The 11,077-nt window shown below is 74.0% G+C and carries 13 protein-coding genes; 11 read left to right on the forward strand and 2 right to left on the reverse strand.

What is annotated here, in order from left to right:
• Window positions 1–269 precede the first annotated feature (269 nt).
• The 7 genes from ABZ877_RS28365 to ABZ877_RS28395 all read left to right on the forward strand — a co-directional run bounded on the left by ABZ877_RS28365 (window position 270) and on the right by ABZ877_RS28395 (window position 6,598).
• Window positions 270–1,016, forward strand: a complete 747-nt coding sequence (locus ABZ877_RS28365) for an SDR family oxidoreductase (protein WP_361076401.1) — start codon at window positions 270–272, stop codon at window positions 1,014–1,016.
• Between the two features lie 50 nt (window positions 1,017–1,066).
• A complete protein-coding gene (locus ABZ877_RS28370; RefSeq protein WP_361076404.1) occupies window positions 1,067–1,963 on the forward strand; it encodes an NAD-dependent epimerase/dehydratase family protein in 897 nt (298 codons plus the stop codon).
• Window positions 1,960–2,910: a glycosyltransferase family 9 protein gene (locus ABZ877_RS28375; protein ID WP_361076405.1), complete on the forward strand. Its 951-nt coding sequence runs from the start codon at window positions 1,960–1,962 to the stop codon at window positions 2,908–2,910. The genes ABZ877_RS28370 and ABZ877_RS28375 overlap by 4 nt, the downstream gene beginning before the upstream one ends.
• The gene (locus ABZ877_RS28380; RefSeq protein WP_361076408.1) at window positions 2,907–3,038 is read left to right on the forward strand and encodes a hypothetical protein; all 132 of its coding nucleotides are present in this window, start codon (window positions 2,907–2,909) and stop codon (window positions 3,036–3,038) included. Before ABZ877_RS28375 ends, ABZ877_RS28380 begins: the two co-directional genes overlap by 4 nt.
• The gene (locus ABZ877_RS28385; protein ID WP_361076411.1) at window positions 3,035–3,934 is read left to right on the forward strand and encodes a glycosyltransferase; all 900 of its coding nucleotides are present in this window, start codon (window positions 3,035–3,037) and stop codon (window positions 3,932–3,934) included. The genes ABZ877_RS28380 and ABZ877_RS28385 overlap by 4 nt, the downstream gene beginning before the upstream one ends.
• On the forward strand, window positions 3,931–4,842 hold the full coding sequence (locus tag ABZ877_RS28390) for a glycosyltransferase (RefSeq protein ID WP_361076414.1): 912 nt from the start codon (window positions 3,931–3,933) through the stop codon (window positions 4,840–4,842). The genes ABZ877_RS28385 and ABZ877_RS28390 overlap by 4 nt, the downstream gene beginning before the upstream one ends.
• A gap of 94 nt (window positions 4,843–4,936) precedes the next feature.
• Entirely contained in the window at window positions 4,937–6,598 is a 1,662-nt protein-coding gene (locus ABZ877_RS28395; RefSeq protein WP_361076417.1) for a catalase, read from the forward strand.
• Window positions 6,599–6,674: 76 nt separating this feature from the next.
• Here ABZ877_RS28395 and ABZ877_RS28400 read toward each other — a convergent pair whose 3' ends face one another.
• The gene (locus ABZ877_RS28400) at window positions 6,675–7,175 is read right to left on the reverse strand and encodes a DUF1360 domain-containing protein (RefSeq protein ID WP_361076420.1); all 501 of its coding nucleotides are present in this window, start codon (window positions 7,173–7,175) and stop codon (window positions 6,675–6,677) included.
• A 78-nt stretch (window positions 7,176–7,253) separates the two neighbouring features.
• On the opposite strand from ABZ877_RS28400, the gene ABZ877_RS28405 reads away from it, so the two are divergent.
• The 4 genes from ABZ877_RS28405 (at window position 7,254) to ABZ877_RS28420 (ending at window position 9,745) form a co-directional block, all read left to right on the forward strand.
• Entirely contained in the window at window positions 7,254–7,628 is a 375-nt protein-coding gene (locus tag ABZ877_RS28405) for a DUF3140 domain-containing protein (protein WP_361076423.1), read from the forward strand.
• A 6-nt stretch (window positions 7,629–7,634) separates the two neighbouring features.
• A complete protein-coding gene (locus ABZ877_RS28410) occupies window positions 7,635–7,943 on the forward strand; it encodes a hypothetical protein (RefSeq protein WP_361076426.1) in 309 nt (102 codons plus the stop codon).
• Window positions 7,944–8,028: 85 nt separating this feature from the next.
• Window positions 8,029–9,060 carry a DNA topoisomerase IB gene (locus tag ABZ877_RS28415; RefSeq protein ID WP_361076429.1) on the forward strand — a complete coding sequence of 344 codons (1,032 nt, stop codon included), beginning with the start codon at window positions 8,029–8,031 and terminating at the stop codon, window positions 9,058–9,060.
• A 22-nt stretch (window positions 9,061–9,082) separates the two neighbouring features.
• Window positions 9,083–9,745, forward strand: a complete 663-nt coding sequence (locus tag ABZ877_RS28420; protein ID WP_361076432.1) for a phosphatase PAP2 family protein — start codon at window positions 9,083–9,085, stop codon at window positions 9,743–9,745.
• A gap of 12 nt (window positions 9,746–9,757) precedes the next feature.
• Here ABZ877_RS28420 and ABZ877_RS28425 read toward each other — a convergent pair whose 3' ends face one another.
• Window positions 9,758–11,077, reverse strand: coding sequence for a glutamate-1-semialdehyde 2,1-aminomutase (locus tag ABZ877_RS28425; protein WP_361076435.1), 1,320 nt, complete (start codon window positions 11,075–11,077; stop codon window positions 9,758–9,760).

The following is an 11,077-nucleotide window of genomic DNA, read 5'->3' on the forward strand; positions in this document are numbered from 1 at the left end:
TCCGGAGTACGGCGACGACCATGGTGGCAGACGCGGCGGGGACGCTTCTCGGCGGCTCCGGCGCCGATGACCCGGAACAAGCCCAATTCCCGTACGCAGCGCGCGGTTTGGCGCTTCTGGTGTGCTTGCTCACACGCACCCCGGGACCGGCATCGGGGCCGTCCGGGCTCCCGCGCCGACATGCCGTGCGGCGCACCCCGCGTCACAGTGGGAGGAGGAGCGGTCACACAGCGTGCGCCGCGAGGGACAGCCCGACGAAAGGCACAGTCATGGGCGACGCAGCGCAAGCCGACCTCCGCGGCAAACGGGCGCTGGTGACCGGCGCCGCCCGGGGCCTCGGCGCCTCCATCGCCAGGAGGCTGGCCGGGGCGGGAGCGGCCGTCCTCGTCGCCGACGTCCGGGCGGACCTGGCCCAGGGGCTCTGCGACGAGCTGACCGGCCAGGGGCACGACGCCCGGTTCGTGGAGATGGACGTACGGGACCCCGCGGCGGTCGCCGCCGTCTTCACGGACCTGGAGGAGGCCGGGCGGCCGGTCGACATCCTCGTCAACAACGCCGCCGTCGACGTCTCCAAGCCGATCGAGCACCTGACGGCCGACGAGGTGACACGGGTCGTCACCACCAACCTGCTCGGCCCCATGTACCTGTGCCTGGAGACCTACCGGCGCATGATCGCCCGGGGCGGCGGCCACATCGTGAACATCCTGTCCACGGCGGCGAACCGGACCTGGACCGAGGCGGGCCCGTACGCGGCGGGCAAGTCGGGGCTCCGCGCCTTCACCCACACGCTCTTCCAGGAGGCGCAGCGCGACTGCGTCGGCATCGGCGTCACCGGCATCATCGCGGGCGGCATGGCCACCCCGTTCATCCTCGAACGCTTCCCGGACGCCGACCTGAGCATGTTGCAGAGCCCCGACATCGTGGCCGACACCGTGCTCTACGCGCTGTCCGTCCCGGCGGGCAGCGTGATCGGCGAACTGGTCGTCGTCCCCCGCAGGGAACCGTCCTGGCCCTGAGAGCCCGCCCCTCGGAAACCCCCGGAAGCTCTCGCAAGGAAGGGTGCGCCATGACGACGCCGACCTTGTTCTCACTCGCGCCGGTCGCCCCGCCGCCCTGGGGCCGGGCCCTGGTGACGGCGGGCGCCGGATTCCTCGGCTCCCACCTGTGCGAGCGGCTGCTCGACGTGGGCGTCGACGTCGACTGCGTGGACGACGAGGCGACCGACCCGGCCCACGACCTCGCGCACCTCGCGGACAGCCCCGGATTCCGGTTCCTGCCGCGCGACCTCGCCCGGCCCGGCTGCCCCGACTCCCTCGCCGGGCCCTACGACCTCGTCCTGCACCTCGTGGAACCGGGCGCCGACACCACGGCGACGCGGAACGCCCTCGCCGTCGCCGAGCGGGACGGCGCGCGCTTCCTGCTCGTCTCCACCTGCGCCCAGCACGCGTCGGAACGCCGGTGCGAGGAGCTGACCACCGGGCACGCCGCCGCCCAGGAGGCCGACGCGGGCATCGTGCGCGTCTTCCCCCTCTACGGGCCGCGCATGGGCCCGCGCGACGGCGGCGGGCTGATCCCCGCCCTCGTCCGGCAGGCCCTGGAGGGGGAGACGGTGACCGTGCCCGGTGACGGCGGCGCGACCCCCTCGCTCTGCTACGTCGCCGACGCCGTCGACGGCATCCTCCTGGTCGCCGCCAGCCGGTCCGTGCGCCCGGTCGACATCGGCGGCGACCCCGGGGCGACCGTCGAGCGGATCGCCCGCCGGGTCGTCGAGCTGACCGGCTCCCGCGCCCGCCTCCGGTTCGGCGGCGCGCCCGCCGGGACCGACGCGGCGCCGCTGCCCCAGACGGGGTTCGCGCACGAGCTGTACGGCTGGACGCCCCGGATCTCCTGGGAGGACGGGCTCAAGCGGACCGTCGCCGCGTTCTTCGACGAGCTCGGCCGGCCCGGCCGGAGCGTGTCGTGAAGGCGCTCGTCGTGTGCCTCGACGGCATGACCGGGGTCCTCCTCGCCGGTCCCGCGGTGCGGGCGGTCGCCGCGGGGGCCGACCATGTGACGCTGCTGTGCGGCCCGCGCGGCGCGGACGCCGCCGCGCTGCTGCCCGGCGTCGACGAGGTACTCGTCTGGGACGCGCCGTGGGAGGGCGTCCGCCCGCCGACGGTCGAGGAGGCGGACGTCGACGGCCTCCTGCGGCGGTTGCGGGACGCGGCGTACGACACCGCCCTCGTCCTGCCCACCTCCGCGCACGGCCCCCTGCCGATCGCGCTGCTGCTGCGGATGGCCCGCGTCCACCGCATCGGGGCCGAGGGTGCCGATCTCCCCGCCACCCTCGTCGACGTCGGCCACCCGCGGCTGCCCGCCCGGCACGACGCCGAGGCGGGGCTCGATCTCGCCGCCGCCCTCGGGTTCGCCCCCAGGGCCGGGGACGACGGCCGGCCCCGCGTCCTCCCGGCCCCCGACACGACCGGCCTCACCGGCAACGGCCCCTACGTCGTGCTGCACCCCGGCGCCGGGACGGCGGAGCGCCGCTGGGACGCCGGGCGTGCGGCCGGGACGGTGGCCCTGCTCGCCGACGCCGGACACCGGGTCGTCGTCACCGGTGGCCCCGACGAGAGCGAGCTGTGCCGCCGGGTCAGCGGCGGCGTCGCCGTCGACCTCGGCGGCCGCACCGACCTGCGGACGCTGACCGGGGTGGTGCGCGCCGCCGACATCGTCGTCGCGGCCGACTCCGGCCCCGCCCACCTCGCCGCCGCGACCGGCACCCCGACCGTCTCCACCTGCTCCCCGCCCGCACGGGCCGAGCGCCGGGGACCGTACGGCGTACCGTCCGTCCAGCTCGGCGACCCGGCCGAGCTGACGCCGCAGGACGTACTGCGCGCGGTACAGAAGCTGACCAAGGACGGCCCGGCATGAGCGCCGCGAGCGCGTCGCGCACCACCGTCGCCCTGATCACCCGCAACCGGCGCGAGGATCCCGTGCGCGTGCTCGGCGGCGGCAGGTCCCGCCCTGTGCGGAAGCCGTGCGAAGGCGGCCCGGCATGAGTGCCGCGAGCGCGTCGCGCACCACCGTGGCCGTGATCACCCGCAACCGGCGCGAAAGTCTCGTGCGCGTGCTCGACGAGCTGGCCGCGTTGCCCGAGCGGCCGCCCGTCATCGTCGTGGACAACGGGTCCACGGACGCCACCGCGGAGGCGGTCCGCGCGCATCACGGGGGTGCGCGCGTGGTCGCGGCCGGGCGCAACACCGGGGCGCTGGGCCGCAACATCGCCGTGCGCCACGCCACCACCCCGTACGTGGCCTTCAGCGACGACGACTCCTGGTGGGCGCCCGGCGCCCTGGACGTCGCCGCGGACCTCCTCGACGCGCATCCGCGCCTCGGCCTGCTGGCCGCCCGCACCCTGGTCGGCCCCGAGGAGGCCGAGGACCCGCTCAACCGTGTGCTCGCCGCCTCGCCCCTGCCTGGCGCCGCCGACCTGCCGGGCCGCCCGGTGCTCGGGTTCCTCGCGTGCGCGGCGGTGGCGCGGCGCCGGGCGTTCCTCGACGCGGGCGGCTACCACCGGGTGCTGTTCTTCGGCGGCGAGGAGACCCTGCTCGCCTACGATCTGGCCGCCCGGGGCTGGGGCGTGGCCTACGAGCCGGCCGTGACCGCCCACCACCACCCCGACCCCGGCACCCGCCCCGGCCGCACGACGGTGCAGCGGCGCAACGCCCTGCTCACCGCCTGGCTCCGCCGCCCCCTCACGGTGGCCCTGCGCTCCACCGCGCAGCTCGCCGCGGCGGCCGCGCGCGGCGAGCGGGACGCCGCGACCGCGCTGCGCGGCGCGCTGGCCCGGCTCCCCGCAGCGCTGAGGGACCGCAGGCCGCTGCCCGCCCGGGTCGAGCACGCGGCCCGCCTCCTCGACGGGCCCGCCACGGCCGCACAGGGGTGGCGGTCATGACCGGCGCGGCCGGACCCGACCCCCGTACGGCCGTCGTCGTGATCACCCAGGACCGCCGCCCGGAGCTCCTGCGCACCCTGCGCATCCTGCGCGACCTCCCCGAACGGCCGCACGTGGTCGTCACCGACAACGGCTCGCGCGACGGCACGGCCCAGGCGGTCGCCCGGCTCTTCCCCGAGGTGGAGCTGTTGCGTCCCGGGCGGAATCTGGGGGCGGTCGGCCGCAACCTCGCCGTCCGCCGCGTCCGGACGCCGTATGTGGCGTTCTGCGACGACGACACCTGGTGGGACCCCGGCTCGCTGCGCCGCGCCGCCGATCTGCTCGACGCGTACCCGGCCCTGGCGGCCGTCACGGCCCGGATCGTCGTCGAGCCGTCGGGGGAGGAGGACCCGGTGGTCGCGGAGTTGCGCGACTCGCCGCTGACCGGGCCGGACTGGCTGCCGGGGCCCGCGCTCGGCTCGTTCCTCGCCGCCGCCACGGTGATCCGCGTCGACGCGTTCGAGGCCGCGGGCGGCTTCCACCCGGGCCTGTTCCTCGGCGGCGAGGAGGAGCTGCTCGCCACCGACCTCCTGACCCGGGGCCACTGGCTCGCCTACGTCCCGGAGCTGACGATCCACCACGCCGCGTCGCCCGCCCGGGACAGCACCGTGCGGCGCGTCCTCGGCATCCGCAACACCCTGTGGTTCACGTGGCTGCGCCGCCCCTGGCCGGCCGCCCTGCGCCGCACGGCGCACCTGGCGCGCACCGTGCCGCGCGACGCGGCGTCCGTGCGGGCCTTCGCCGAGGCGTTCGCGGGGCTGCCTTGGGTACTCAGGCAGCGGACACCCGTCCCGGCGCGGGTCGAGGCGTGTCTCGTCGCGCTGGAGAAAGCGCGCAGGCACTCGACGGCCCGTCGCTATGTCGGCTGACGGCGAGGGACCGGGCTGTTTGCCGCAACAAAAGTGGGCATAGCTAAATGAACCACGACAAAGAACACGTAAAGCTTCGAAGGAGTCGACGAACGTGACGGACGTAGCGAGCAAGGGGCCCGCCCCGGACGACAACCGCGAGACGCTCACCAACCGGCAGGGACACCCGGTCCACGACAACCAGAACCAGCGCACCGTCGGCGCCCGCGGCCCCGCCACGCTGGAGAACTACCAGTTCCTGGAGAAGATCAGCCACTTCGACCGCGAACGGGTCCCCGAGCGCGTCGTCCACGCCCGCGGCGTCACCGCGTACGGCTACTTCGAGGCGTACGGCACCCTCGGCGACGAGCCGATCTCCCGCTTCACCCGCGCCAAGCTGTTCCAGGAGCGCGGCAAGCGCACCGACGTCGCCGTCCGTTTCTCCACCGTCATCGGCGGCCGCGACTCCTCCGAGGCCGCCCGCGACCCGCGCGGCTTCGCCGTCAAGTTCTACACCGAGGACGGCAACTGGGACCTCGTCGGCAACAACCTGGCCGTCTTCTTCATCCGGGACGCCATCAAGTTCCCCGACGTCATCCACTCCCTCAAGCCGGACCCCGTCACCTTCGAGCAGCAGCCGCGCCGCATCTTCGACTTCATGTCGCAGACCCCCGAGTCGATGCACATGTTGATCAACCTGTTCAGCCCGCGCGGCATCCCCGCCGACTACCGCCACATGCAGGGTTTCGGCGTCAACACGTACAAGTGGGTCAACGACAGCGGCGAGAGCGTCCTCGTGAAGTACCACTGGATGCCCAAGCAGGGTGTCCGCTCCATGACCGAGGAGGACGCGGCCAACGTGCAGGCCGCCGGCCTCGGCCACGCCACCAAGGACCTCTACGAGTCCGTCGCCCGCGGCGACTACCCGGAGTGGGAGCTGCTCGTCCAGGTCATGGAGGACCACGACCACCCCGAGCTGGACTTCGACCCGCTCGACGACACGAAGGTCTGGCCGGAGCAGGAGTTCCCGCCGAAGCCGGTCGGCCGGATGGTCCTCGACCGGATGCCGCAGGACTACTTCGCCGAGAACGAGCAGATCTCCTTCGGCACCGGCGTCCTCGTCGACGGGCTCGACTTCTCCGACGACAAGATGCTGGTCGGCCGCACCTTCTCCTACAGCGACACCCAGCGCTACCGGGTCGGCGCCAACTACCTCCAGCTCCCCGTCAACCAGGCCAAGAACGCCCGGGTCCGCACCAACCAGCGCGACGGCCAGATGGCCTACTCCAACAACGACCAGGGCGGCGAGAACCCGATCGTCAACTACGAGCCGTCCATCACCGGCGGTCTGCGCGAGGCGCAGTACCCCATCCCCGACGAGATCGGGCCGGAGATCACCGGCAGGCTCACCCGCAAGCGCATCCCGCGCACCAACGACTACCTCCAGGCGGGGCAGCGCTACTGCCTCATGGAGCAGTGGGAGCGCGACGACCTCGTCAAGAACTTCACCGACCTGCTGTCGCAGTGCGACCGGGCGGTCCAGGAGCGGATGGTCTGGCACTTCCTGCTCGTCGAGAACGACCTGGGCCTCAAGGTCGGCGAAGGGCTCGGCATCTCCCCGAAGGACGTCGCGCACCTGGAGCCGCTGGCCAGCCAGGACCTGACGGACGAGGACCGGGCGCGCCTGGCCCGTCTCGGCGAGAACCCGCCGCGCGACGTCAGCGGCCTGACGATGACGCACTCGGTGCCGAACGAGCGGCACGTCGTCACCCGCTGACGGCGCCGTGCGCGACGGTCCGTGGCCGGCCCGCCCCGGCGGGGGCGGCGGCCACGGACCGCCGGGGCCGCGGGGCTCAGCCCTCGGCCTTCTCCTGCGTCCACGTCCAGGCGTACTGGAGCCAGTCGGCGACGGTGATCGCGGCCAGCGTGGACTGGGCGACGCGGGCGGCCCGGGGTGCGAGCAGGTAGGTGCCCATGAGGCCCGAGGCGGTCCACGCCGACACGCAGAACGGGCACGAGACCAGGTCGCCCACCGCGAGGCGCAGACCGCTGCCGCGCGGCTCGTCCATCACCTCGCCCGCGGTCGTGTCCTCGCTCCTGCGGGTGAACGGGGCCCGGAGAAAACTGGTGATCTTGTCCTTGGTGAGCAGGCGCGCCGTCTTGTACGTCGCCACACCGAGGAGTGCCACGTCCAGCGGGGGTACCCGCTCTGGCAGGGTGACCCCGCGTCGGCGCGCCACGGCCACGAAGGCCCCGGTCGCCGCCGCGAACGTCGTGGCGATGGCGGCGTACCCCGCGAGGGGCACCGCCCCGCGCTCGTCGTACGCCCGCCCCGCGGACTGCTCGGTGGTCATCGTGCCTCCAGCGGGCTGTGATGGGTGATATAGACAGATTTCACGTGAGAAATCCCTATCCGGAAGGTAGCAGTGATCATGACGGACATCTCCGAAGCGGAACTGGACGAGGTCTGGAACGAGTTCCACGCGGTGGTCAACATGAACGCGCGAGAACTCGGCGACTGGCTCAGGACCCGCTTCGCCGACGAGTCGACGGAGCAGCTCCCCGACCAGGCGGGTACCCAGAACGGCCGCCGGGTCCTCGAGATCCTCGGAAAGCGCCGCACGGACCTGACCTCGGACGACATCCGCGTCATGCGGAAGGTCGTCGACACCGTCACCGCCGAGCGGGGCGTCGACATGGAGCCCACCGCGGGCGAGCCGCACTGGCGCCACCGCCTCATGTCGCTCGGCCACGACCCGCTGAAGCCCCTCGCCTCCGACCACGGCGGCGCCGACCGGAACCGGTGACGCCCCGTGGCAGCGCGGACGAGCTACGCCGTGGCCGCGTCCGGGCAGTGGACCGACGACGAGGAGGGGCGCAGGCGGCTGCCCGCCGGTGAGGCCCACGCGTGGGAGCGGGGCCGCAACGAGACCGTCTGCGGGCTCTCCCTCAGCCGGTCCCGGCTCACCCGGTTCCCGCACGTGCCGTGGACGGACGTCATCCCCGAGTCGGGCGGCGCCGCCGACCGCGTCCAGCGGCTCTGCCCGCGGTGCGCCTCCGTCGCCGGGCGCCGGGGCGCCGACGCCCGGCCGCCGTGGCGGCGCGTCAACCCCCGCCCGTGACCACGGCGCGGCACCGGCCCGCATACGGAACCGGCCGAAGGGTACTGGTACGCCACACTTCAGACGGGTTTGTTCAGGAGGTCGGATGCGTCTCCACCACAGTCGCCCTACTGACCCCGGCTTCCGCCGCCTGCGCCACGGGCGCGGATTCCGCTACCTGGACACGCACGGCGAACCGCTGCGCGACCCGGAGCAGCTGGCCCGCATCAAGGACCTCGTCATCCCGCCGGCCTGGCGGGACGTATGGATCTGCACCCGGCCCAACGGACACCTCCAGGCCGTCGGCACCGACGCCGCGGGGCGCCGCCAGTACCTCTACCACCCGCAGTTCCGCGCCGAGCAGGAGCGCGCCAAGCACGAGCACGTCCTGCACGTCGCGGAGGCGCTGCCCGCCGTACGGGAGACGGTCGAGGGCCATCTGAAGGACCGCGGCCTGACCCGGCAGCGGGTCCTCGCCACCGCCGTACGCCTCCTCGACCTCGGCTTCTTCCGCATCGGCAGCGACCGCTACACCGAACTGAACAACAGCTACGGCCTCACCACACTGCTGCGCGAGCAGTGCCACAGCCGGGCCGGCACCGTCTCCTTCACGTACACCGGAAAGCACGGCAAGGAACTCGCCCAGACCATCGCCGACCCCGCCGCCTGCCGCAGCCTCACCTCGATGCTGCGCCGCCGCAGCGACGACGGCCGGCTCCTCGCCTACTGGGAGCGGCGGGCCTGGCACCCGGTGACCGGCGACGACGTCAACACCTACCTCAAGGAACTGGCCGGCCTGGAGATCACCGCCAAGGACTTCCGCACCTGGCACGCCACCGTCCTCGCCGCCGTCGCCCTCGCCGTCTCGCAGTCCGTCGCGAGCAGCGAGACCGCCCGGCGCCGCGCCATCGCCCGCGCCGCGCGGGAGGTCGCGGGCTACCTCGGCAACACCCCCGCCGTCTGCCGCGCCTCCTACATCAACCCGCGCGTGATCGAGCTGTACGAGGAGGGCGTCACCGTCACCGACGCCCTGCCCCACCTCGGCGACGCGGGCGCGGGCGGCACCCCCGCCACCTACGGCCCCGTGGAACAGGCGGTCCTGCGCATGCTCCGCGAGAAACACCCGTCGGGGACGTGACCCCGATGGCATGCTGGGGGCCGTGACCAACCGACCGGAGCCGGCCTCACCACCCCCCGTCCAGCGCCTGTGGCTCGGCCTCGTCGCGCCGCTCGCCGCCCTGCTGGTCGCCGTGGTCGGGGCGATGTACGCCGGGCACGGCGCGCCCGGCACCGTGGACCGGTGGTTCGTCGACCCGACGGACGACAGCGTGGGCCCGCCGTGGCGGCCCGTCGCCCTCACCGTCGACTTCCTGGGGGAGCCCGCGGGCTCCGCCCTGGTCATGGCGGTGCTCGTGGCGGGCCTGTGGTGGCTCGGGCGCCCGCGCGCCGCCGTCCGCGCCGTCGTCGCCGTCGGCCTCACCGTGGTCGTCGCCACGCTGGTCAAGTCCCTCGTGGGCCGCACCATCCACGGCCCCGACAACCTGTCCTACCCGAGCGGGCACACCGCCTTCCTCACGGCGGTCGCCCTCGTGGTCATGCCGGTGCTTACGCGCCGCACGTGGCTCGTCCTGGCCGTGGCGCTGCTCGCCGGGTCCGTCATGGGCTGGGCGCAGGTCGCCCTGAGCGCGCACTACCCGACCGACGTCCTCGCCGGATGGTGCACCGCCCTCGCGGTGGTGCCGGTGGCCGCCTGGGGCGTCGACCGGGTGGCCGACCGGCGCACCCGCCGGACGGCCGACACCGGTCAGCCCGTACGCCGCTGAAGGCTCGTCAGCTCACACGCGCCGCCGGAACACCGGCTTCACCGGGCGCCCGCCCGTCCACGCCGACGGGTCCCGCGCGTCCAGCGCCTTGCGGTACACCGCGCACGCCTGCGCCACGACCTCCACCGTGCGGTCGATGTCGGCCTCGTCGAGCGCGCTGCTCACCACGAACGACGGGGCGAGGACGCCGCCCGCGAGGAGCTGGCGGAGGAAGAGCGTGCGGTACGGCTGCGAGGGGCGGCCCTCCTCGTCGAGGGTGGCGAAGACCAGGTTGCTGGCGCGGCCCCGGACCAGGACGTGGTCGGCGACGCCCATGCTGGCCGCCGCCGCGCGCACCCCGGCCGCCAGCCGCTCGCCCAGCGCGTGCAGTCGCGCCGTGACGCCCTCCTCGACGTACGTCGTGAGGACGGCCATCGCGGCGGCCAGGGAGTGGGTCTCCGCGCCGTGCGTGGTCGACAGGAGGAAGACGCGCTCCTCGTCGTGGCGCAGCCCGCCGCGCTCCATCAGTTCGCGGCGGCCCGCGAGCGCCGAGACGGCGAAGCCGTTGCCCAGCGCCTTGCCGAAGGTCGACAGGTCGGGCGTGACGCCGTACAGGCCCTGCGCGCCCGCCTCCGACCAGCGCAGACCGGTGATCATCTCGTCGAAGACCAGGACGCAGCCGTGCCGGTCGGCCAGTCGGCGCAGGCCCTCCAGATAGCCGGGCGGCGGCTCGACGTGTCCCGCCGGTTCCAGGATCAGGCAGGCGATCTCGCCCTCGTACCGGGTGAGGAGTTCCTCGGTGGCGGGCAGGTCGCCGTAGGGGAAGCCGACCGTCAGTTCGGCCGTCTCCCGGGGGATTCCCGCCGCCATGGGCGTCGTCGCGATGAACCAGTCGTCCGTCGAGAAGAAGGGGTGGTCGCGGCAGATCGCCACGCGCGTGCGGCCGGTGACGGCGCGCGCGAGGCGTACGGCGGCGGTGGTGACGTCGGAGCCGTTCTTCGCGAACTTCACCATCTCGGCGGTCGGCACGGTCGCCAGGAACCGCTCCGCCGCCTCGACCTCCAGGATTGAGGGGCGCACGAAGTTGCTGCCCCGGTCCAGCTCACGGCGTACGGCCTCGGTGACGCGCGGGTGCGCGTGGCCCAGGCTGACCGAGCGCAGGCCGGAGCCGTACTCGATGTAGCGGTTGCCGTCGACGTCCCACACATGGGCGCCGCGCCCGTGGCTGATGACGGGGGCGAGGTGTTCGGGGTACTGGTCGTCGCCCTTGGCGTAGGTGTGCGCGCCGCCGGGGATCAGGGCGTGCAGGCGCTCGTTGGCCTGCCGGGACTCGGGGAGTTCGAACGCGTCCAC

This window comes from Streptomyces sp. NPDC046939 (genome assembly GCF_040644575.1).
Taxonomy (GTDB): domain Bacteria; phylum Actinomycetota; class Actinomycetes; order Streptomycetales; family Streptomycetaceae; genus Streptomyces.

What these genes read in the sequence shown, in the direction of transcription:
- ABZ877_RS28365 (WP_361076401.1), top strand. Translation starts at nt 270, where the DNA reads ATGGGCGACGCAGCGCAAGCCGACCTCCGCGGCAAACGGGCGCTGGTG.
- ABZ877_RS28370 (WP_361076404.1), top strand. Translation starts at nt 1,067, where the DNA reads ATGACGACGCCGACCTTGTTCTCACTCGCGCCGGTCGCCCCGCCGCCC.
- ABZ877_RS28380 (WP_361076408.1), top strand. Translation starts at nt 2,907, where the DNA reads ATGAGCGCCGCGAGCGCGTCGCGCACCACCGTCGCCCTGATCACCCGC.
- ABZ877_RS28385 (WP_361076411.1), top strand. Translation starts at nt 3,035, where the DNA reads ATGAGTGCCGCGAGCGCGTCGCGCACCACCGTGGCCGTGATCACCCGC.
- ABZ877_RS28390 (WP_361076414.1), top strand. Translation starts at nt 3,931, where the DNA reads ATGACCGGCGCGGCCGGACCCGACCCCCGTACGGCCGTCGTCGTGATC.
- ABZ877_RS28400 (WP_361076420.1), bottom strand. Translation starts at nt 7,175, where the DNA reads ATGACCACCGAGCAGTCCGCGGGGCGGGCGTACGACGAGCGCGGGGCG.
- ABZ877_RS28405 (WP_361076423.1), top strand. Translation starts at nt 7,254, where the DNA reads ATGACGGACATCTCCGAAGCGGAACTGGACGAGGTCTGGAACGAGTTC.
- ABZ877_RS28415 (WP_361076429.1), top strand. Translation starts at nt 8,029, where the DNA reads ATGCGTCTCCACCACAGTCGCCCTACTGACCCCGGCTTCCGCCGCCTG.